Source organism: Nocardiopsis sp. L17-MgMaSL7 (assembly GCF_003182025.1).
GTDB lineage: Bacteria > Actinomycetota > Actinomycetes > Streptosporangiales > Streptosporangiaceae > Nocardiopsis > Nocardiopsis prasina.
In genome coordinates, this window is sequence record NZ_QGTF01000004.1 from 108,590 (window position 1) to 130,732 (window position 22,143).

Genomic DNA, 22,143 nt, shown 5'->3' on the forward strand with positions numbered 1-22,143 from the left:
CCCTGTGGGCAGGACGAAGGGCGTCGAGGAGCAGAGTGTGCCCAGGGACCTTGACGCCCTTTCGATAGCGCTCCACGTCCAACTGGACGCTGAGGTGATCACTTCCCACGAGCCGCGCCACTGGGCGGGGCACCCCGCCTGCCCGACGACGCCGAACTCGTCTGCGTCGCCCCGGCCCGAGTGCTGTTGCGCCATGATGCAGAACGCCATTGGACGCGTGCCGCCCCGCACTGGATCGGGCACCCGTTCCCCCGCCTGCCCGACCAGTCCGAACGCAACCGCCAGTGCGCTCGGCGGCCCCGGCCCTGTTCACGGTCGCGATGTGGCTGGTGACCTGGCACAAGCGGATGCTCGGTGCCCCAGTCAAGCGGTCGTTGATCGCTGACGACCACTGACCAGGGCACATAGTCCACCATCAACGGTCTAGGGGCTCTTCGACCCGTCAGTGCCGCGGAAGAGGTCGGCCGTGGCCTGGACGGTCTCCCGGATCATCTCCTCCCGTACCGCTCGGGCGGCCTCGGCTCCGTGGAGGCTGTCGTCAAGGGCGTTCGGCGTACCCGGGTCCGCCGTCGGTGTCCTGGCCGCGAGGTCGGCGAAGTCGCCCGCCTGGTCGGCGACGCGTTGGAGCCTGACCCACTCCTTGTGGGTTTCCACAGCCGTCTGGATCCTCTCGCCGTAGGCGTCCAACCGGTCGACCTCCTCGGTCAGGCGTTCCGTGGCCTCCTCCAGGACACTCCACTGCGGAGCGAGCGCCTCCCCGAGCGGTGCGCTGGTGCCCTCCCTCTGGCTGTCGACCAGCCTTCCGCGCAGCTGGTCGAGGTGCAGGCACTCCCTGGCCAGGCGCCACTCCTCCGACCGCAGCAGTGGCAGCGCATGGTCCAGACCCACCGGTGTGCCGAGGACCAGGTGCGCGTGCTCGGCGCGCGCGGTCACCCGCTGGAGCCTGTCCAGCAGCTGGGCGCTCAGGGTGAATCGGAGGTCCGCGCGGATGACGTAGTCGTCACGGTGCCGAGCGGCGAGGTCGGCGGTGTCCCAGGGGCGCCGGACGACGAGGAACACGACCAGGGTGACCACGGGAAGGAACCAGAGCACGACCGCGCCCGGTGTGCCCGGCATCAGGGGCGCCGTGACGGATGGCTCCTCCGCCGCGAGCATCCTGGCGATGAGCAGGATCCACCACGTGGGGAACACGAAGCCGACCAAGGGGGCGCCCACGACGAAGACCAAGTTGGAGAACCTGTCGTCCTCGTCGTCCAGCATGTCGTGCACCACGACCCTCAGGCAGAGGAAGGCGCAGCAGAGCCCGGTCACGAGGATGAGCGGCGTGAGCACCACGAAGCCGGACGCTCCGGGAGTCAGGACCAGAGGGGCGCCGAGGACAGCAGGTGCCACCGCGGCGAGGGCGATCAGGTACCAACGCGGCAGAGGGAGCCTGATCGGGCTCGGGCTTTTGAGGCCTTCGGGGGAGGCCTTCAGACGCCTGAGGGTCCCGGACCGCAGGTTCGGGTCGAAGGTCGCCTGTGTGCTGGGGGTCACGGTGCACATCACCTTCTTCGGGGATCGGATGTCGGTGAGATGCCGCCGGGTCCCCACCGGTTCCCGACGCCTTCGGGAAGTCGTGCGCCGTGGTCGTCGTGCCGCGAGGACGGTGCGCTCGGCGGCGGTGACGCTCCGTTCGGGGGCCGACGGGGAGGTGTCCGTGGCCTCCGGGATGTCGTGGGCGGTCTGTAGCGTTGGAGTGAGGGACACGTGGGCGAGGGGCGGCCCGACGTTCGTAGGGAGAAGAGGGCAAGTGCGACCGGTCAGTGACATCAAGCGCAGTGAGGCACCCTTCGAGGTCGTCTCGGAGATGACCCCCGCCGGGGACCAGCCGGGGGCCATCGAGCAGATCACCAAGCGGGTACGGGAGGGCGATCAGCACACGGTGCTGCTGGGCGCGACCGGTACGGGCAAGACCGCCACGGTGGCGTGGACGGTGGAGCAGCTCCAGCGGCCCACGCTCGTGATGCAGCCCAACAAGACCCTGGCCGCGCAGTTCGCCAACGAGCTGCGGCAGATGCTGCCGAACAACGCCGTCGAGTACTTCGTCTCCTACTACGACTACTACCAGCCCGAGGCCTACGTCCCGCAGAGTGACACCTACATCGAGAAGGACTCCTCGATCAACGACGAGGTGGAGCGGCTGCGGCACTCGGCGACCAACTCGCTGCTCACACGGCGGGACACGATCGTGGTGGCGTCGGTCTCCTGCATCTACGGTCTGGGCACCCCGCAGGAGTACGTGGACCGCATGGCCCAGCTGTCGGTGGGCATGGAGGTGGACCGCGACGACCTGCTGCGCCGCCTGGTGGAGATGCAGTACACGCGCAACGACATGGCGTTCACACGGGGGACGTTCCGGGTGCGCGGGGACACGATCGAGATCATCCCGGTCTACGAGGAGCTGGCGATCCGCATCGAGATGTTCGGTGACGAGATCGAGCGGCTGCTGACCCTGCACCCCCTGACGGGCGAGGTGCTGGGGGAGAGCCAGGAGATGTTCATCTTCCCGGCCTCCCACTACGTGGCCGGTGAGGAGCGCACCGAGCGGGCCATCGGCACGATCGAGGCGGAGCTGGGCGAACGGCTGGCCGAGCTGGAGGGCCAGGGCAAGCTCCTGGAGGCGCAACGGCTGCGGATGCGCACCACCCACGACCTGGAGATGATGCGCCAGCTCGGCACTTGTTCGGGGATCGAGAACTACTCGCGGCACTTCGACGGCCGTGAGCCGGGCAGTGCCCCCAACACGCTGTTGGACTACTTCCCCGAGGACTTCCTGCTGGTCCTGGACGAGTCGCACGTCACGGTCCCGCAGATCGGCGCCATGTACGAGGGTGACGCGGCGCGCAAGCGGACCCTGGTCGACCACGGTTTCCGGCTTCCCTCGGCGCTGGACAACCGGCCGCTGAAGTGGGAGGAGTTCACGACGCGGATCGATCAGTCGGTGTACCTGTCGGCGACGCCGGGCAAGTACGAGCTGCGTCAGGCCGCTGGCGACGTGGTCGAGCAGGTCATCCGGCCGACCGGCCTGGTGGACCCCCAGGTGGTGGTCAAGCCGACCGAGGGGCAGATCGACGACCTGGTGCACGAGATCACCGAGCGCGCGGAGCGCTCGGAGCGGGTGCTGGTGACCACGCTGACCAAGAAGATGGCCGAGGACCTCACGGACTACTTCGCGGAGCTGGGCATCCGGGTGCGGTACCTGCACAGCGAGGTGGACACACTGCGCCGGGTGGAGCTGCTGCGTGAGCTGCGGGTGGGCGAGTTCGACGTGCTGGTGGGCATCAACCTGCTGCGTGAGGGCCTGGACCTGCCGGAGGTGTCGTTGGTGGCGATCCTGGACGCGGACAAGGAGGGCTTCCTGCGTTCGGAGACCTCGCTGATCCAGACGATCGGCCGCGCGGCGCGCAACGTGGACGGTCAGGTGCACATGTACGCCGACAACGTCACGGACTCGATGCGCGCGGCGATCGACGAGACCACGAGGCGCCGGGACAAGCAGCTGGCCTACAACGCGGAGCACGGGATCGACCCGACGCCGCTGCGCAAGCAGATCGCGGACATCCTGGACACCCTGAACCGCGAGGACGTGGACACCGAGGAGCTCATGTCGACGGGGTACCGCCAGGGGGGCAAGGCGGGTCGGGCGCCGGTGCCCGCCCTGGGCGAGCGCGCGGACGTGGCGAACATGCCGCGTGCGGAGCTGGCCGGGCTGATCGACCAGCTGAGCGACCAGATGCACCAGGCCGCGACCGATCTCCAGTTCGAGCTGGCCGCCCGGTTGCGGGACGAGATCGGCGAGTTGAAGCGGGAGCTTCGGGGCATGGACGCGGCCGGGTTGAAGTGATCCTGGCGGCACCCGGCAGGGTGCCTCCAGGCCTGTCGGTGCGGGGGTTCCGCGCCGGGAATCCCCACGGTGACCGCCGTTCCCGTCTCGAATCGAGCACGATCCCAGTACGGTTGGGTCGCATAGTTACCTTCACGTGACATATTCTTGTGCTTTGCGTAAGTCGAATGTCGCTTTTGCCTTTTTCGGGTGTGGGGGAGTTCATGGTCGGTCGAGTTCTGGGTATCGCGTTCGTCGCGGTGCTGACGGGTCTCCTGGTGGCCGGGTGCGGGCTCGACCGGGGCGGTGACGACCCGGAGGAGATCGCCCCCACTCCCGACCTCGGCCAGGGGCCGGAGGACGAGCCGGTGGACGGAGTCTCCAACGACCAGGTCATCGTGGTGGTCGACGACGGTGCCGAGGTGCACGAGGACTGCGCCGACCGCGAGGTCGTGGTCAAGGCCGACGACGCCGTCGTGATACTGGACGGCGACTGCGGGCTGGTCCGCGCCACCGGGCGCAACTCCGTCGTGGAGGTGGGCACGGCGAAGAAGATCGTCCTCGTGGGCGTGGACAACCAGGTCTCCTTCGCCTCCGGTGACCCCGAGGTGATCAACCACGGACGCAACACCACCGTCTCCGAGGGCGGCACCGCTAGCCCCGAGGCCGAATAGCCCCGTCACCGAGGAGCCTCCCCGCCCTCCGGGCGCGACCCCTCCATCCGTTACCGTGGTGCGCGTTCGCGCTTGCCGTGTCGGCGTGGTCGGGCAGGGGTCCGCCGAGGCCCCTCCGAAGAGACGGACGGGCCCGTGTTCTCCGGCTTTCGGTCACCCGTACCGCTTCGAGGAGGTACGGTCGATCCTGTCCCGACACGTCGGTTGGTTCGGACGACGGTCCGGGGTCCGTGAAGGGCGCCGCGACGCGACCGCACCCGTCAGTCCGGTCGGGGCACGCTCTTGACGAATGGAGGGGTGGGGCGGGTGAGTGGTTATGTCGCTCGGGTGCGGCATGATGAGTCGCCTGGCGGCGACATCGGACTCGATCCGCTGGTGCACTCCGCTGCCCAGCGCTGGGCGGAGTCGGACCCCCTGCTGCCCGAACCCGTGGGGTTCGCGGCCAACTCCTACCCCCTGCTGACCGTCAGCGACGAGGACGGCCGAACCGTCGCCGCGGGCAGCATGCACTACACCTGGTACCAGCCGGGCGAGGTGGGCCGCATCTGGGGCGTGCCCGACCAGCACTGGCTCACCCCCATCGTCGGCGGCCCCGAACCCGCCCGCGCGCTGGACTCCCTGCTCACCAGCTGGCGCGACCAGATCGAGGACCTGCCCACGGGCACCGGCTCGGAGTCGGCGGCCCTCGTGAGCTGGCCCGCGCGCGACGTCGCCGGGATCATCCCCCTGCAACGCCACGGCCTCCAGCCCTACACCGTGCTCGCCGCCCGCCAGCGCCGCCGTGGTGTGCCGCCCTCCCTGCCCCCGCGTGACGTGGTCATCCGGTTGGCCGACACCAGCGACCTCACCCAGGTGGTGGGTCTGCTGATGGAGGAGCACCGGTACGAACAGCACTTCGGCGGGGTGTTCCTCCAGCCCGACACCGCCGAGCAGACCCGCAAGGTCGCCGCGCGGGCGCTCAACCGTTCCCGTTCGTGGATCTGGTTGGCCGAGCGCCGGGGCCGGGCCGTGGGGCTGCTGTGGGTGTCGCCGCCGGAGCGCTCCCGCTGGGCGAAGTCCCTGGTCCGGGCTCGGCCGATCGCGCACATCGGCTACGGGGTGGTCTCCGAGGCCGAGCGCGGCCACGGGATCGGCACCGCCCTGGTGAGCCAGGCGCACCAGGCGCTGGACAGCCACGGTGTGGGGGTGTCGGTGCTCAACTACGCCGCCATGAACCCGCTCTCCGGGCCGTTCTGGCACCGGATGGGCTACCGCCCGGTGTGGACGACCTGGGAGGTCCGTCCCGCCCTCGCGCTGCGCTGACCTCGGCGCGCACCCCCGACTGACCGGCGCCCCGGTGACGGAGTTCACGGGGCGGGCTGGTTAGCCTGGGCGCGCAAGCGCAGTGTGGCGGGGAGAGGTGGAGTCGATGAGCGCGGACGACCGTGGGCCCGAGGGTGCCGAGCACGTGGAGATCGTGGAGGTGGGGCCGCGTGACGGCCTCCAGAACGAGTCCACCGTGCTGTCGGTGGAGGACCGGGTGGAGCTGATCGACCGTGCGGTGGCCGCCGGGGTGCGGCGGATCGAGGCGGTCAGCTTCGTCAACCCCAAGCGGGTGCCGCAGATGGCCGGGGCCGAGGAGGTCATGGCCGGGGTCACGCGGGTGCCCGGTGTCTCCTTCATCGGTCTGGCCCTCAACCGGCGCGGCCTGGACCGGGCGCTGGAGGCCGGGGTGTCCGAGGTCAACGTGGCGGTTCCGGCCACGGACGGCTTCAGCACCCGCAACCAGGGCACCACCGTCGAGGCCATGCTGGACTCCCTGGTGGAGATGGACCGGGCCCTGGAGGGCACGGGGGTGCCGTTGAGCGTCACCGTCTCCACGGCCTTCGGGTGCCCGTTCGACGGCGAGGTCGCGCCGGAACGCGTGGTGGAGGTCGTGCGGCGGATCGCGGACACCGCAGCCGTGGAGATCGCCCTGGCCGACACGATCGGGGTGGGCGTCCCCGCGCAGGTGCGCGATCTCCTGCGCCGCACCGCCGAGGTGGCGGGCGGCCGGACCCTGCGCTGCCACTTCCACAACACCCGCAACACCGGCTACGCGAACGCCCTGGCCGCGGTGGAGGAGGGCGTCCGGGTCCTGGACTCCAGCCTGGGCGGTTTCGGCGGTTGCCCGTTCGCTCCAGCCGCCACCGGCAACATCGGCACCGAGGACCTGCTGTACATGCTGCACCGCAGTGGTCTGCGCACCGGGGTGAGCCTGTCCGGGGCGGCCGCACTGGGTGACTGGATGGGCGAGCGGCTCGGCAAGCAGCCGCCCGCCTACCTCGGCCGCGCCGGAGGCTTTCCCGCCTGACCCACGGCACGGGCTCCGGGCCGGTGAGTGGTGGTCCGGAGCCGCCAAGGGCTCCATGGGGGAGTTCGGAACGGTGTTGCCTTCGCCACCCGGCGGGCGGTGGTTCGCGCGGGAGGCCCGCGCCACCAGGGGTTCGCGGCAACCGCGCAGGTGGGGATGGGGAACAGCGGGGGCAGGGCGGACGTTCCCGGGTGTGGACGAACGGGGGGCCTGTTATTCTGGTGCCCCGTGGAGTCCGACGCGCTGGAACGGCATCGCCGCCGCTCGGAACCGGACCGCCGCACGGCAGCCAAGCTCGCCCGAGCCAGCCGTAGCCACTCAAACCACGGGAGCAACACTTTGGCATCCGCCGCGAGTACCAAGCACCTTTTCGTTACTGGCGGCGTCGCCTCCAGTCTTGGCAAGGGCCTGACCGCCTCCAGCCTGGGACGGCTCCTGAAGTCACGCGGACTTCGGGTCACCATGCAGAAGCTGGACCCCTACCTCAACGTCGACCCCGGAACGATGAACCCGTTCCAGCACGGTGAGGTCTTCGTGACCGACGACGGCGCCGAGACCGACCTGGACGTCGGCCACTACGAGCGCTTCCTCGACGTCGAGCTCTCCGCCTCGGCCAACGTCACCACCGGCCAGATCTACTCCAGCGTCATCGCCAAGGAGCGCCAGGGCGCCTACCTCGGTGACACCGTGCAGGTCATCCCGCACATCACCAACGAGATCAAGTCGCGCATCTACGCGATGGACGCTCCCGACGTCGACATCGTCATCACCGAGATCGGCGGCACCGTCGGCGACATCGAGTCGCAGCCCTTCCTCGAGGCCGTCCGCCAGATCCGGCACGAGATCGGCCGGGAGAACTGCTTCTTCCTGCACGTCTCCCTCATCCCCTTCCTCGGCCCGTCCGGCGAGATGAAGACCAAGCCGACCCAGCACTCGGTCGCCGCCCTGCGCAGCATCGGTATCCAGCCCGACGCCATCGTGTGCCGCTCGGACCGGCCCATCACGCAGAGCCTGAAGTCCAAGATCAGCCTCATGTGCGACGTGGACGAGGCCGGCGTGGTCTCCACCCCCGACGCCCCCTCCATCTACGACATCCCCAAGGTCCTGCACCGCGAGGGCCTGGACGCCTACGTCGTCCGCCGTCTCGGCATGCCCTTCCGCGACGTGGACTGGACCGAGTGGGACGAGCTGCTGCGCCGCGTGCACCAGCCCGACCACGAGGTCACCATCGCCATGGTGGGCAAGTACATCGACCTGCCCGACGCCTACCTCTCGGTCAGCGAGGCCCTGCGCGCCGGCGGCTTCGCCACCGACACCCGCGTGAACATCCGCTGGGTGGCCAGCGACAACTGCGCCAGCCCCTCGGGCGCGGCCGCCGAACTCGACGGCGCCGACGGCGTCCTCATCCCGGGCGGCTTCGGCGTGCGCGGCATCGAGGGCAAGCTCGGCGCGATCCGCTACGCCCGTGAGAAGGGCGTGCCGCTGCTCGGCATCTGCCTGGGTCTCCAGGGCATGGTCATCGAGTACGCGCGCAACGTGCTCGGCCTGGAGGGCGCCAACAGCCTCGAGTTCGACGACAAGGCCGTCGACCCGGTCATCGCGACCATGGCCGACCAGGAGGACGTCGTCGCGGGCGACCGTGACATGGGCGGCACCATGCGACTGGGCCTGTACCCGGCGGACCTGGGCGAGGGCACCCTGGCCCGCGACCTGTACGACGGCGCCGACCAGGTCACCGAGCGCCACCGCCACCGGTACGAGGTCAACAACGCCTACCGGCCCAAGCTGGAGGAGGCGGGTCTGGTGTTCTCCGGCCTCTCCCCGGATGGCAAGCTGGTGGAGTACGTGGAACTGCCCCGGGACGTGCACCCGTTCTTCATCGCGACGCAGGCGCACCCGGAGCTGCGCTCCCGCCCGACCAACGCGAACCCGCTCTTCCGCGGCCTGATCTCCGCCTCGCTGGAGCACAAGGTCTCCTAGCGGCGACGACCAGGCGGGTGGGGCCCGAGCCTGAGAGGGGCCGCATGGCCAACCACACCCGCCCGGTCGAGGACGAGACGACGGGGGCGTTCGCGAAGGTCGCGGACGCCCCCGAGTCGTGGCCGGTGGAGCGGTCCGAGGAGCGGTACCGGGGCGCCAAGTGCTCTATGCGCACGGACTGGGTGGAGATGCCCGGAGCCCACGGCCAGGGCCGGATCGTGGCGGCCCGCGACTACATGGACCACCCGGGCGCCTCCGCGATCCTCGCCCTCGACTCCCAAGGCCGGGTGCTGCTGCAACGCCAGTACCGGCACCCCACCCAGCACACGCTCTGGGAGCTGCCCGCCGGTCTGATCGACGGTGACGGCGAGGGGCCGCTGGCCACCGCCCGCCGTGAGCTGGTGGAGGAGGCCTCGCTGCGCGCCGCCACCTGGCACAGACTTCCGGACTTCTACCCGAGCACGGGGTTCTCCAACGAGCGCATCCACGTCTTCCTCGCCCGTGACCTCACCGAGGTCCCGGAGGAGGAGATCGACTTCGTGCGCGAACACGAGGAGGCCGACCTGGCCAGCGAGTGGCTCCCGCTGCCGGAGGCCGTGCGCGCGGTCATGGAGGGGCGGCTGCACAACGGGGCCACGGTCATCGGCGTCCTCGCCGCGCACGCCGCCTCGCAGGACGGGTTCGCCTCCCTGCCTGTGGCCTCGGACGACTGAACCGCCCGTGGGAACCGAAGCAGTGGAGAACGGGCCGGGGCGGACCGAACTCGACGACGGCCCCCTGGGCCGGGTCCGGTCCGCGTTCCTCGACCACCTGAGCGCCGAGCGGGCGCTGGCCGACAACACCCTGCTGGCCTACCGGCGTGACCTGTGGCGTTACGTGGAGTACCTGGACGCCCAAGGCGTCACCGACCTCGCCGTGGCGACCGCCGGGCACGTGGGAGCGTTCCTGGGGGCGCTGCGCGACGGTGACGACGCCCACGCGCCGCTGAGCGCCTCCTCCGCCGGACGCACCCTGGCCGCGGTTCGGGGGCTGCACCGGTTCGCGGTGCGTGAGGGGTGGGCGGCCACCGACCCCGCCGCCGAGGTGACCCCGCCGTCCCCGCCCATGCGCCTGCCCAAGGCCGTGCCCCTGGACCAGGTGGAGCGGCTGCTGGAAGCGGCCGGGCCGGTGTCGGCGCCGGCCTCGGACGCACGTGTCGACCTGCTCGCCCAGCGCGACCGCGCGCTGCTGGAGGTGCTGTACGGCACGGGGGCGCGGGTGTCGGAGGCGGTGGGCCTGGACGTGGACGACGTCGCGGACGCGGTGGACGCGGGCGGGCCGGTCGGCCTGGTGCGTTTCCGCGGCAAGGGCGGCAAGGAGCGGCTCGTGCCTTTGGGCTCCTACGCGCGCCGCGCGCTGGCCGGTTACCTGACCCTGGTGCGGCCGGTACTGGCCGCGTCCGGGCGGGGCGGCCCGGCGCTGTTCCTCAACACCCGGGGCGGACGCCTGACCCGGCAGGGCGGGTGGGTGCTGCTGTCGGCCGTGGCGGAACGGGCCGGGGTGGGGGGCGTCTCTCCGCACACCCTGAGACACTCCTTCGCCACCCACCTGATCGACGGTGGCGCGGACATCCGCGTCGTCCAGGAGTTGCTGGGGCACAGTTCGGTCACCACCACGCAGGTCTACACGCTGGTGACGGTGGAGCGGCTGCGCGAGGTGTACGCGTCCAGTCACCCCAGGGCGCGGCGCGGGGCGGATCCGGGTGGCCCGCCGTGACCGCCGGGGCCCGCTGCGGAGGGGGCCCGACCGCGTTCGGGACGAGTCCGACGTGCGTCGTGTGTACCCTTCTCCTACGAGAGAAATGGGTACGACCGTGCGGTTCCTCCCGGTTGCGGAGGGTGGGGAATCCTCGTCGGATCATGTTGAAGTGCGCCGTGTCGTCGTTCTAGAGTCGCCGCACAGAGGTACGTTGCTGTCGACATATTGAGTTTCCGACGGCGGCCAGTCGTGGGAAACGTCAAGAGTCCCATCGGGCCGTGGCCGGTCCGTAGGGGAGGTCAAGGGTTGTGAACTGGTCGGACAACGACGAGGCGGCGAACACCGCACCCGTCGGCGAGGAGGGCTTCGCCGACCCGGTGAGCAACCCGTGGGGGACGACACGCAACACGGGGGCGGATCTGCACACCAAGAGACCCGTGCGTACATATCCGGAGCCTGCGCCGCTTGACGAACACGGTCCGGCACGGATTGTAGCACTCTGTAACCAGAAGGGTGGGGTCGGTAAGACCACCACCACCATCAACCTCGGTGCCGCCATCGCGGAGTACGGCAGACGGGTACTGCTGGTCGACTTCGACCCGCAGGGCGCGCTGTCCGTGGGCCTGGGACGGCTGGACCCGCGCGAGCTGGACCTGACCGTCTACAACCTGCTCATGCAGCGCGACGTGACGGTCGAGGACGTCCTGCTCAAGACGGACGTCGACGGTCTGGACCTCATTCCGAGCAACATCGACCTGTCGGCCGCCGAAGTGCAGCTGGTCGGCGAGGTGGCCCGTGAGCAGATGCTGGGGCGCGCTCTGCGCCCGGTCATCAACGACTACGACGTCATCCTCATTGACTGCCAGCCTTCGCTGGGCCTGCTGACCGTCAACGCGCTGACCGCGGCGGACGGGGTCATCGTGCCGCTGGAGTGCGAGTTCTTCGCGCTGCGCGGTGTGGCGCTGCTGATGGACACCATCCAGAAGGTGCAGGAGCGCCTGAACGAGGACCTCGTCATCGACGGTTTCCTCGGCACCATGTACGACCCGCGCACCCTGCACGCCCGCGAGGTGCTGTCCACGATCGTGGACGGCTTCGGCGACAAGGTGTACGGCACGGTGATCAACCGAACCGTGCGCTTCCCGGACGCCACCGTGGCCGGCGAACCCATCACCAGGTTCGACTCGTCCTCGGCCGGGGCCAACGCCTACCGGTCGCTGGCCAAGGAGGTGCTGGCGAGGTGGCCTCTCAGCGGTCACGACGTGTGACGCTACCCGGGGCGGACGAGCTGTTCTTCCGCCCCTCCGGTCCCGAAGAGGAACCGGTCGAGACCGAACGCCAGTACCAGGTACCGGAACAGGATCGACAGAGCACCACCGAGGCCTCGTCGGAGCGGCCCGCGCGCAAGTCGAACGGCAGGGGGCGGAGCAAGGTACGCCGCGCTCCGAAGCCGAGCGGGCGCCAACGCCACGACGAGAAGATCACCGTCTACGTCTCCGGGGCCGAACTGCTGGCCCTGGAACAGACCCGGCTCTCGCTGCGTGCGGAGCACGGGTTGTCGGCCGACCGCGGCCGCCTCGTTCGCGAGGCCGTCGCCGTGCTGCTCGCCGACTTCGAGGAGCACGGCTCCAGCAGCATGCTGGTGCGCCGGCTGACCGAGGACTGACGTCCCCGGGCCGACCGCTGGGGGAGCGGACGGCGACCGGGAACCCGAGAGTGAGGGTGTCACCGGCTGGTCCCAGCCGGTGACACCCTTGTGTCATGAGCGAGAAGACGTGGACCCGTCATGGTGACTGACCAGGAGGGCGCACCGCCGGGGGCGGACGGCGCCGACGAGGTCGACGAGAACGCCTTCCAGGTGCACCTGGACAACTTCGAGGGCCCCTTCGACCTGCTCCTCGGGCTGATCTCCAAGCACAAGCTGGACATCACCGAGGTGTCGCTGTCGAAGGTCACCGACGAGTTCATCGCGCACATCCGCAGGTTCGGCGACGACTGGGACCTGGACCAGGCCAGCAACTTCCTGCTGGTCGCGGCCACCCTGCTCGACCTCAAGGCCGCCCGCCTGCTGCCGCGCGGCGACGTGGAGGACGAGGCGGACCTGGCGCTGCTGGAGGCGCGCGACCTGTTGTTCGCCCGGCTGCTCCAGTACCGCGCCTACAAGGAGGTCGCCTCGTTCATGCGCGAGCGCCTGGCCACGCAGGGGCGCAGGTACGCGCGGGCGGTGCCGCTGGAGGAGCGGTTCGCGGGGATGCGCCCGGACGTGCTGTTCAAGCTCGGCCCCGAGGAGTTCGCGGCGCTGGCCGGCCTGGTGTTCACGCCCCGGGAGCCGCCCAGTGTCTCGGTCACCCACATCCACCTCACCAAGACCTCCGTCAAGGAGCAGGGCGAGCTGATGGTGGCCGAACTCCGGGAGCACGGGCAGCTGACGTTCGCCCAGCTGACGGCCGAGTGCGACGGTACCTTCGAGGTCGTCGCCCGCTTCCTGGCCCTGCTGGAGCTCTACCGCGCCGCGAACGTGGGCTTCGACCAGCCCGTTCCGCTGGAGCAGCTGACCGTCACCTGGACCGGCGGCGACGAGGACGTCGAGCTGGAGTCCGACTACGACGAGGCGGAACCGACCGCCGAGACGACACCGGGGGAGCAGTGATGACCGCAGAGCACACCGCCGGGGCCGAGGAACTCTCCACGCCTCCAGCCCTGCGCCGCGACCTGGAGGCCGTGCTGATGGTGGTCGACCAGCCGGTGTCCGAGTACGACCTGGCCCGCGCCATGGACGTGCCGCTGGAGGTGGTGACCCGTACCCTGGAGGAACTCTCCCGGGAATACACCGAACAGGGCCGTGGTTTCGACCTACGGGCGGTGGCTGAGGGGTGGCGTGTGTACACGCGCCCCGAGTGCGCCGACATCGTCGAGCACTTCCTCAGGGAGGGGCAGGAGGTGCGGCTCACCCAGGCCGCACTGGAGACGATGGCTGTCGTCGCCTACCGCCAGCCGGTCTCACGTGGCAGGGTCTCCGCCGTTCGCGGGGTCAACTGCGACGGGGTTATGCGTACCCTCGTACTGAGGGGCCTGATCGAAGAGGCCGGACACGATCCCGAGTCCGGTGCGCTGCTGTATCGGACCACTTCCTATTTCCTGGAACGGCTGGGCCTGCGTGGCCTGGACGAACTGCCTGATCTGGCGCCGTTCCTCCCCGACGACATCGAAGGTCTTGACGACACCGGTGAGCACACCTAACAGAGAACGTTCCCGTGGTGAGCGGGACGGACACGCCCCGCGCGGTGAGCGCGGCGACTATGACAACCGCGGCGGCCGAGGCCCCCGCGACGACCGAGGCGGGAACGACCGCAGTGGTGGCGGACGCTACGACCGGGACGACCGTCCCCGCCGTGACGACCGCGGCCGTGGTGGTCCGCAGGGCCGGGACGACCGGCGTGGCGGCTACCAGGGTCGTGATGACCGTGGGGGCCGCTCCTACGACCGTCGTGACGACAACCGTGGCGGTCGCTTCGACCGCGACGACCGTGGCCGTGGCGGGTACCAGAACCGCGACGACCGGGGCCGCGACGACCGCCGTGGTGGTCCGCAGGGCCGCGATGACCGTCGTGGCGGCTACCAGGGTCGTGATGACCGTGGGGGCCGCTCCTACGACCGTCGTGACGACAACCGTGGTGGTCGCTTCGACCGCGACGACCGTCGTGGCGGCTACCAGAGCCGCGACGATCGCGGTGGCCGTCCGCAGGGCCGTGACGACCGTCGTGGTGGTTACCAGAGCCGTGACGACCGTGGTGGCCGTCCGCAGGGCCGTGACGACCGTCGTGGTGGTTACCAGAGCCGTGACGATCGCGGTGGCCGTCCGCAGGGCCGTGACGACCGCCCCCGCCGCGACGACCGGGGTCGGGACGACCGTGGCCGTGGCGGGTACCAGAGCCGCGACGACCGTGGCGGTCGTTCCTTCGAACGCCGTGACGACAACCGTGGTGGTCGCTTCGACCGCGACGACCGCCGTCCGCAGGGCCGCGACCAGCGGCGCGACGACCGTGGTGGCCGTTCCTTCGAACGCCGTGACGACAACCGCGGCGGCCGTCCGCAGGGCCGTGACGACCGTCCCCGCCGTGACGACAAGCGCGGTGGCGGCTATCAGGGCCGTGACGACAACCGTGGCGGTCACCGCGACGAGCGTCCCCGCCGTGACGCCCAGGGGCGTCGCCTCCCGGGCCGTGACGACAAGCGCGGTGGCGGCTACCAGCGCCGTGACGACAACCGCGGCGGCCGTCCGCAGGGCCGCGACGACCGTCCCCGCCGCGACGACCGGGACCGCGACCAGCGCCCGGTCCGCCGCGACCACGCGCCCGTCAACGACGTCAAGAGCGAGAACCAGCTCTCCAAGGCGGCGCGTGAGCGGCTCAGCGCCCTTCGCGCGGACTACGACCCACGCGACGAGGACCGTCACTCCGGTGACTCCCGTGACACCTACACGGACGTGCCCAACGGCATCCGGCTCCAGAAGGCCCTGGCGGCCGCGGGCGTCGCCAGCCGTCGGGCCAGCGAGGAGATGATCGCGGCCGGGCGCGTGAGCGTGGACGGTCAGATCGTCCGCCGCTTCGGTGCCCGGGTCGACCCGGAGGCCTCCGAGATCCGCGTCGACGACATGCGCGTGGTCACCGCTCCGGACAAGCTGTACTTCGCGCTGAACAAGCCGCGCGGCGTGGTCAGCACCATGTGGGACCCGGAGGGTCGCCCGACCCTGGCCGACTACGCCGGTCAGACCGCCGAGCGCATCTTCCACGTGGGTCGGCTGGACACCGAGACCGAGGGTCTCATCCTGCTGACCAACGACGGTGATCTGGCCAACCGCCTCACGCACCCGCGCTACAAGGTCGTCAAGACCTACATCGCGAAGGTGCCCGGCCCGGTGCCGCACCGCGTGGTGCGCGAGATCCAGAAGGGCGTGGAGCTGGAGGACGGGCCGGTCCAGGTCGACTCCTTCCGCGTGGTCGACAACGACGACGCCCAGGCCATGGTGGAGATCCGTCTGCACGAGGGACGCAAGCACATCGTGCGTCGCCTCATGGAGGCGGTGGGCCACCCGGTCTCGGACCTGGCACGCACCCAGGTCGGTCCGATCGACCTCAACACCCTGCGACTGGGCACCATGCGTGCGCTCAGCTCGCGCGAGGTCGGCGAACTCTACAAGGCCGCGGGTCTCTGACCCGGAGGTCTGTCGATACAGTTGACGGCGGTCGCGCCCCACTCCCGGGGAGCGGCCGCCGTCTCCTGTGTCCCCCAAGGCGACGGCACCACCGACGAGGACGAAAGCGGGATCGAACGTGGCGGTACGGGCCATTCGCGGTGCGGTGCAGGTCGACGCGGACGAACGCGAGCAGGTACTGGAGGCCACCACCGAACTGGTCTCCGAGGTGATGCGCCGCAACGGGCTCACCACCGACGACGTGATCAGTGTGTTGTTCACGGCCACCACTGACCTGACCAGCGAGTTCCCCGCGCTGGCGGCGCGCGGTGTGGGCTTCACCGACGTCCCGCTGATGTGCGCGTCCGAGATCGACGTCCCCGGAGCCCTGCCGCGCGTGGTGCGGCTGATGGCCCACGTGGAGACCGACCTCCCGCGCTCCGAGGTCCAGCACGTCTACCTGCGCGGCGCCCAGGCTCTGCGCCTGGACATCGCCCAGTAGTCGGCCCCGGCGTCGCCACCGCTCCCCGGCCGCGGACTCCACCGGCACCGCGGGCGGGAGGCCTGGTCAGGAGGTCGTACCCTTGGACCGTGCCCGCGACAGGCGTGGGCACGGTGAAGCGGGGGAGTGCTGTGGGCGAGGAAGCGGCCGGGACGCGCCGGACGGAGCCGCGCCGGGTCACCGTGGTCGGGACCGGTCTGATCGGTACCTCGATCGCCCTGGCCTTGCGTGCGCGCGACGTCGACGTCACCCTCAGCGACCCGGACCCCGCCTCCCTGAGCCTGGCCTGCGACCTCGGCGCGGGGCGTCCGCTGGAGGAGGCCGGGCACGGTGCCCCCGCGGACCTCGCCGTGATCGCCGCCCCGCCCGCCGTCGTCCCGGCGGTGCTGCGCGACGCCCAGCAGCGGAAACTGGCCCAGGTGTACACCGACGTGGCCAGCGTGAAGACGAGCGTGCTGGAGGGTGCGGAGCGGCTCGGCTGCGACATGGCGACCTTCGTGCCCGGACACCCCATGGGCGGCCGGGAGAAGCACGGTCCGGGCGCCGCCCGCGCCGACCTGTTCCTCGGCCGTTCCTGGGCGCTGTGCCCCACCCCGGAGGCCGACCACTCCTCCGTCGAGGCCGTGGCCGGCCTGGCCCGCGCGTGCGGCGCGGACCCGCTGGTGCTGGACGCCCGGGCGCACGACCGCGCGGTGGCGCTGGTCTCGCACGCCCCGCACGTGGCCGCCTCCGCGGTGGCCGCCCGGCTGCTGTCCGGAGACGACGACGCGCTGACCCTCGCGGGCCAGGGGGTGCGCGACGTCACCCGCATCGCCGGGGGCGATCCGGCCATGTGGGAGGAGATCCTCACCCACAACGCGGGTCCGGTGGCCGAGGTGCTGCGCGGGGTGGCCGCGGACCTGGCCGTCACTGCCGACGCCCTGCGCTCCTGGAGCGAGGCCGGGCTCGGGACCCCGCTTCGGGACGACCTGGAGCCCGTCCGCGACCTGTTGGCGCGCGGGCGTTCGGGGCAGGCGCGCATCCCCGGCAAGCACGGGTCGGTCCGGCGCCCCGAGTACACCGTGATCCCCGTGGTCATCCCCGACGAGCCCGGAGCCCTGGGCCGGCTGTTCGCTGCGGCCGCCACGGCTGGCGTCAACATCGAGGACGTGCGGATCGAGCACAGCCCCGGCCTGCCGCTGGGTGTGGCCGAGCTGTACCTGCTCCCGGAGGCGGTCGACACCCTCGCCGCCGCGCTTTCCGCCGACGGCTGGTCGGTCCACCCGGGCCTGTGAATCCACGGCCGGTGCCCGTGGTGCCGGGCGTCTCGGCACGAAGGTAGGCTGAGGCGTCGGCGACAGCAGACGCCGACGCAGGCACAGTGATTTCGGGAGTCAGCAGCAGTGAGCGCGCAGGGCAAGGGCATCGTCATCGCCATCGACGGTCCCTCCGGGTCGGGCAAGTCCAGCACGGCCAGGGGTGTCGCCAGGGCGCGGGAGCTGCGCTACCTCGACACCGGGGCCATGTACCGGGCCCTGACCTGGTGGATGCTGGACAACGGCGTGAACGTCGACGACGCCGCCGCGGTGGCCGCCAATGTCGGCCGTCCGGTGATCTCGATGGGCACCGACCCGTCCTCTCCGTCCGTGACAGTGGACGGCCGCGACGTGGCCGTCGAGATCCGCGGCAAGGAGGTCACCACCAGCGTCAGCGCCGTCTCGGCCGTGCCCGAGGCCCGTGAGCTGCTGGTGCGGACCCAGCGCGAGGTCATCGAGACCGCTCGTGAGGAAGGCGCGGGTATCGTGGTGGAGGGCCGTGACATCACGACGGTCGTCGCCCCCGAGGCCCCCGTCAAGCTGTTCCTGACCGCCAGCTCCGAGGCGCGCGCGCAGCGTCGCAGCAAGGAGGTCCGGACCGTCGACGTCGCGGCCACCCAGGCCGACCTGGCCCGCCGGGACAAGCTCGACTCCAGCCGGGCCCACTCGCCGCTGACGCAGACCGCCGACGCCACCGAGCTCGACACCACCGGTCTCACCCTCGACGAGGTCGTCGCCCTGGTCGTCAAGCTGGCCGACGAGGCCCGCGACAGCTAGCGAGCGACCCGCCGGAGACGGTGGGAGGCCGGGGAGAGACCGGCCACACCACCCCCGTCAGGGGGAACACACGAACATCCACGGGGGTTGCCCTCCGTGGCAGGACACGGGCGCCCACGGTGGCGCCCGTGGTGATTCACGTGGCGATCGCGCTGAATCCTTCGACATCCTCGCGGCACGCATCCTGGGCGCGTGAGGACCTGGAACCGGGAGTGAGTACATGATTGAGTTCGACGTGTCCGACGTGGGCGAGGCGCCCGAGGGCGAGGAGGCGGCGCTGCCCGTCGTCGCCGTCGTCGGCCGCCCCAACGTCGGTAAGTCCAGCCTGGTGAACCGGATCATCGGCCGCCGTGAGGCCGTGGTCGAGGACGTCCCGGGCGTGACCCGTGACCGGGTGGCCTACGACGCCGAGTGGCAGAGCCACCGCTTCACGCTGGTGGACACCGGCGGCTGGGAGACCAGCGTCAGCGGCCTGGCCGCGATGGTCGCCCGCCAGGCCGAGTACGCCGCGCAGACCGCCGACGTCATCCTGTTCGTGGTCGACGCGACCGTGGGCATCACCGACGCCGACGCCGCGGTCACCCGCGTCCTGCGCGCCACGAAGAAGCCCGTGGTGCTGGCCGCCAACAAGGTGGACGGCGGGCAGCAGGAGGCCGACGCCCTCGACCTGTGGAACCTCGGTGTGGGACAGCCGTTCCCGATCAGCGCCCTGCACGGTCGCGGTACCGGTGACATGCTGGACGCCATCGTGGAGGCCTTCCCCGAGACCCCCGTGGGCGAGGCCGAGGACGAGGAGGACGGTCCGTCCCGCATCGCCCTGCTGGGCCGCCCGAACGTGGGCAAGTCCAGCCTGCTCAACCGGCTCGCCGGTGAGGACCGCGTGGTCGTGGACTCGGTCGCGGGTACCACCCGTGACGCGGTCGACGAGCTGATCGAGCTGGGCGGCCAGACCTGGAAGTTCATCGACACCGCCGGTATCCGCCGTCGGTTCCGCGCGCTCCAGGGCGCCGACTACTACGCGACGATGCGCACCGGCACCGCCTTGGAGCGGGCCGAGGTGGCCGTGGTGCTGATGGACGTCAGCGAGCCGCTGGCCGAGCAGGACATCCGGGTCGTGGAGCAGGTCGTGGAGGCCGGGCGCGGTCTGGTGCTGGCCTTCAACAAGTGGGACGTCCTCGACGAGGAGCGCCGCATCTACCTGGAGAAGGAGATCGACCGCCAGCTGGCGCGGGTCTCCTGGGCTCCCCGGGTGAACATCTCCGCCATGACCGGCCGCCACATGGAGCGCCTCGTTCCGGCGATCGAGACCAGCCTGGCCGGATGGAACCAGCGGATCTCCACGGGACAGCTCAACAACTGGCTCAAGGAGCTGGTGGCGGCCACCCCGCCGCCGGTGCGTGGCGGCAAGCAGCCCAAGATCCTGTTCGCGACGCAGGCCGGTGCGCGTCCGCCGCACTTCATCCTGTTCACGACCGGGTTCCTTGAGGAGAACTACCGCCGGTTCATCGAGCGTCGTCTGCGCGAGGACTTCGGTTTCGAGGGGACCCCGGTGCACATCAGCATGCGTATCCGGGAGAAGAAGAACGCCACCCCGGGCCGCGCCTCCAAGGGCAGTGTGCGTCCGGACCGCAAGCCGCGTGGCGGCGGCCGCCGCTAGCGGCGGGTTCGAGGCATGAGGAAGGGGGCGTCCCGGTGGGCGCCCCCTTCGTCGTGTTCTGTGCGTCCGTTCAGGTGTCCGTGGGCAGGCGGCGGACGTTGCTGCCCCGGATGCCCGAACCGAACTCGCCGCTCTTCCTCGGGTAGGGCAGGTTCCCGGAGGTTCCGGGGGCACGCTCCGGGACCGGGATGACCGGGGCGCCGGGGAGCGGTTTCCCGGCGCTCTCCCTCATCCGCCAGACCACGACGAGTCCGATGACGCTCGCGGCCATCACCAGCCAGGCGGGGGAGTACGGGTTCCCGGTGGCCTGCACCAACGACTCCGAGATCAGCGGGGTGGTGCCGCCGAACAGCGCCACCGAGATGTTGAAGCTGATGGCCAGGGCGCCGTAACGGACCTTGGTCGGGAAGAAGGCCGGGAGCGAGGCGGGGCCCGCGCCGGAGAAGTGCACCAGGGTGAAGGCCAGGACCAGCACGCCCAGGGCCGCCGCCCACGCGGTGCCCTGTTGCAGCAGCCAGAAGGCGGGCAGCGACAGCAGGAGCCCGAAGAAGCAGCCGGACATCAGGATGGGCCTGCGGCCCACCCGGTCGCTCATGAAACCGAACAGCGTCACGGTGGCCAGCATGAAGATCATGGCCCCCAGGGTCACCACCAGGGCCAGGGTTGAGCTGTACCCCAGCACCGCCTCGAGGTAGGTGGGCATGTAGGCGGTCACCATGTAGTTGTTGACGTTGAAGACCATGACCAGGCCGATGCACAGGACGATGGCGTGCCACTGGCCGACGATCGTCTCCTTGAGCTGGCCCTTGCGGCGCTCGCCCTCCTCGTCCTTGGCGAAACCGTCGGTGTTCTGGTTGTAGACCGGGGTCTCCTCCAGCTTCACCCGCAGGTAGAGACCGATGGCGCCCAGTGGCAGGGCCAGCAGGAACGGGATGCGCCAGCCCCAGTCCTGCATGGTGTCGGTACCCAGGAGCAGGGTCATCACCGTGACGATGGAGGCGCCGCCGATGTAACCGCTGACCGTGCCGAACTCCAGCCACGAGGAGAGGAACCCCCGTCGCTTGTCCGGGGAGTACTCGGCGATGAACGTGGTGGCGCCGCCGTACTCGCCGCCCGTGGAGAAGCCCTGGAGCATGCGGGCGACCAGCAACAGAATCGGCGCGACGATACCGATGGTCGCGGCCGAGGGGATCAGGCCGATCGAGAAGGTGCTGACCGCCATGAGCAGCATGGTGGCGGCCAGGACGCGCTTGCGGCCGATCCGGTCACCGAGCGGGCCGAAGAACATGCCGCCGAGCGGACGGACCAGGAAGGCCGCGGCGAACGTCGTGAACGTCGCGATGAGCTGCACACCGGCCGACTGCGAGGGGTAGAAGACCAGGCCGATCGTCACGGCCAGGTAGCTGTAGACACCGAAGTCGTACCACTCGGTCGCGTTGCCGATCGCCGCCGCGACCACGGCCTTCCGCGTGGTCCTGTGCTCCGTCTTCAGGGTCGGCTGGCCCGGTTGTTCGCTCACTTCTCCCCCTCGGTGCAATCACCTGACGTACATAGACAAGCACTTTGGGTGGCGGAAGCGTGGGAGGTGTACGTGTCCAGCGGCGGTAGCGTGGCCTCATGCGTAAAGTGCTGGTCAGCGCCTGCCTTATGGGGCGCAGGGTCCGTTACGACGGTCGGGCCAAGCCGGTGGGGGACGACACCGTCACCCGCTGGCGGGAGGAGGGCCGCCTGGTCGTGCACTGCCCGGAGATCGCCGGGGGGCTGCCGGTCCCCAGGCCTCCCGCCGAGATCGAACCCGGCGCGGACGCCGCCGACGTGCTCGCCGGGCGGGCCCGGATCCGCACGCCTGAGGGCGTGGACGTCACCGACCACTTCGTCTCCGGCGCGCGGGCGGCGCTGGCCACCGCGCGGACGCACGGCGTCGTGGTGGCGGTGCTCAAGGAGTCCAGCCCCTCGTGTGGCACCAGCGAGGTGTACGACGGGGCCTTCGAGGGACGCAAGGTGCCCGGCGAGGGCGTGACGGCGCACCTGCTCCGTGAGAACGGGGTGGCGGTGTTCAACGAGGACGAGGTCGCGCAGGCAGCCGAGCGCCTGCGGGCCCTGGAGGCGGGCTGAGGGGGCGCCGGTGCG

The 22,143-nt window shown here is 70.7% G+C and carries 19 protein-coding genes; 17 read left to right on the forward strand and 2 right to left on the reverse strand.

Features of this window, described 5'->3' with window-relative positions; translation table 11 throughout:
* Window positions 1-423: 423 nt before the first annotated feature.
* A complete protein-coding gene (locus tag BDW27_RS08275; RefSeq protein ID WP_146223248.1) occupies window positions 424-1,536 on the reverse strand; it encodes a hypothetical protein in 1,113 nt (370 codons plus the stop codon).
* Window positions 1,537-1,792: 256 nt separating this feature from the next.
* Here BDW27_RS08275 and uvrB point away from each other — a divergent pair, with 256 nt between their 5' ends.
* From uvrB to der, 16 genes are all read left to right on the forward strand, one after another.
* Window positions 1,793-3,886: an excinuclease ABC subunit UvrB gene (gene uvrB, locus BDW27_RS08280; protein WP_110048883.1), complete on the forward strand. Its 2,094-nt coding sequence runs from the start codon at window positions 1,793-1,795 to the stop codon at window positions 3,884-3,886.
* A 203-nt stretch (window positions 3,887-4,089) separates the two neighbouring features.
* A complete protein-coding gene (locus tag BDW27_RS08285) occupies window positions 4,090-4,539 on the forward strand; it encodes a DUF3060 domain-containing protein (RefSeq protein ID WP_193374232.1) in 450 nt (149 codons plus the stop codon).
* Between the two features lie 306 nt (window positions 4,540-4,845).
* On the forward strand, window positions 4,846-5,841 hold the full coding sequence (locus BDW27_RS08290) for a GNAT family N-acetyltransferase (RefSeq protein WP_026129262.1): 996 nt from the start codon (window positions 4,846-4,848) through the stop codon (window positions 5,839-5,841).
* Between the two features lie 106 nt (window positions 5,842-5,947).
* Window positions 5,948-6,871, forward strand: a complete 924-nt coding sequence (locus tag BDW27_RS08295; RefSeq protein ID WP_110049077.1) for a hydroxymethylglutaryl-CoA lyase — start codon at window positions 5,948-5,950, stop codon at window positions 6,869-6,871.
* A gap of 339 nt (window positions 6,872-7,210) precedes the next feature.
* Window positions 7,211-8,851, forward strand: coding sequence for a CTP synthase (locus BDW27_RS08300; RefSeq protein ID WP_083927514.1), 1,641 nt, complete (start codon window positions 7,211-7,213; stop codon window positions 8,849-8,851).
* Window positions 8,852-8,895: 44 nt separating this feature from the next.
* Window positions 8,896-9,564, forward strand: a complete 669-nt coding sequence (locus BDW27_RS08305; RefSeq protein ID WP_017544589.1) for an NUDIX hydrolase — start codon at window positions 8,896-8,898, stop codon at window positions 9,562-9,564.
* A gap of 7 nt (window positions 9,565-9,571) precedes the next feature.
* The gene (locus tag BDW27_RS08310) at window positions 9,572-10,606 is read left to right on the forward strand and encodes a site-specific tyrosine recombinase XerD (protein ID WP_233515688.1); all 1,035 of its coding nucleotides are present in this window, start codon (window positions 9,572-9,574) and stop codon (window positions 10,604-10,606) included.
* Window positions 10,607-10,896: 290 nt separating this feature from the next.
* Complete coding sequence (locus BDW27_RS08315) at window positions 10,897-11,856, forward strand: ParA family protein (protein ID WP_017544591.1); 960 nt, start codon at window positions 10,897-10,899, stop codon at window positions 11,854-11,856.
* Window positions 11,853-12,254 carry a hypothetical protein gene (locus tag BDW27_RS08320; RefSeq protein ID WP_017544592.1) on the forward strand — a complete coding sequence of 134 codons (402 nt, stop codon included), beginning with the start codon at window positions 11,853-11,855 and terminating at the stop codon, window positions 12,252-12,254. Before BDW27_RS08315 ends, BDW27_RS08320 begins: the two co-directional genes overlap by 4 nt.
* A gap of 120 nt (window positions 12,255-12,374) precedes the next feature.
* Window positions 12,375-13,238 carry a ScpA family protein gene (locus tag BDW27_RS08325; protein WP_110048885.1) on the forward strand — a complete coding sequence of 288 codons (864 nt, stop codon included), beginning with the start codon at window positions 12,375-12,377 and terminating at the stop codon, window positions 13,236-13,238.
* Entirely contained in the window at window positions 13,238-13,828 is a 591-nt protein-coding gene (gene scpB / locus BDW27_RS08330; RefSeq protein WP_110048886.1) for an SMC-Scp complex subunit ScpB, read from the forward strand. The genes BDW27_RS08325 and scpB overlap by 1 nt, the downstream gene beginning before the upstream one ends.
* Window positions 13,815-15,803 carry a pseudouridine synthase gene (locus BDW27_RS08335; protein WP_110048887.1) on the forward strand — a complete coding sequence of 663 codons (1,989 nt, stop codon included), beginning with the start codon at window positions 13,815-13,817 and terminating at the stop codon, window positions 15,801-15,803. Before scpB ends, BDW27_RS08335 begins: the two co-directional genes overlap by 14 nt.
* Window positions 15,804-15,921: 118 nt before the next feature.
* Window positions 15,922-16,284 carry a chorismate mutase gene (aroH, locus tag BDW27_RS08340; protein WP_026129265.1) on the forward strand — a complete coding sequence of 121 codons (363 nt, stop codon included), beginning with the start codon at window positions 15,922-15,924 and terminating at the stop codon, window positions 16,282-16,284.
* A 131-nt stretch (window positions 16,285-16,415) separates the two neighbouring features.
* Window positions 16,416-17,558: a prephenate dehydrogenase gene (locus tag BDW27_RS08345; protein WP_110048888.1), complete on the forward strand. Its 1,143-nt coding sequence runs from the start codon at window positions 16,416-16,418 to the stop codon at window positions 17,556-17,558.
* A gap of 108 nt (window positions 17,559-17,666) precedes the next feature.
* Window positions 17,667-18,356: a (d)CMP kinase gene (cmk, locus tag BDW27_RS08350; protein ID WP_017544598.1), complete on the forward strand. Its 690-nt coding sequence runs from the start codon at window positions 17,667-17,669 to the stop codon at window positions 18,354-18,356.
* Window positions 18,357-18,576: 220 nt separating this feature from the next.
* A complete protein-coding gene (gene der, locus BDW27_RS08355) occupies window positions 18,577-20,013 on the forward strand; it encodes a ribosome biogenesis GTPase Der (RefSeq protein ID WP_110048889.1) in 1,437 nt (478 codons plus the stop codon).
* Between the two features lie 70 nt (window positions 20,014-20,083).
* On the opposite strand, the gene BDW27_RS08360 is transcribed toward der, so the two are convergent.
* On the reverse strand, window positions 20,084-21,532 hold the full coding sequence (locus BDW27_RS08360; RefSeq protein WP_017544600.1) for an MFS transporter: 1,449 nt from the start codon (window positions 21,530-21,532) through the stop codon (window positions 20,084-20,086).
* A gap of 98 nt (window positions 21,533-21,630) precedes the next feature.
* Here BDW27_RS08360 and BDW27_RS08365 point away from each other — a divergent pair, with 98 nt between their 5' ends.
* Window positions 21,631-22,128 carry a DUF523 domain-containing protein gene (locus BDW27_RS08365; protein WP_110048890.1) on the forward strand — a complete coding sequence of 166 codons (498 nt, stop codon included), beginning with the start codon at window positions 21,631-21,633 and terminating at the stop codon, window positions 22,126-22,128.
* Window positions 22,129-22,143 lie beyond the last annotated feature (15 nt).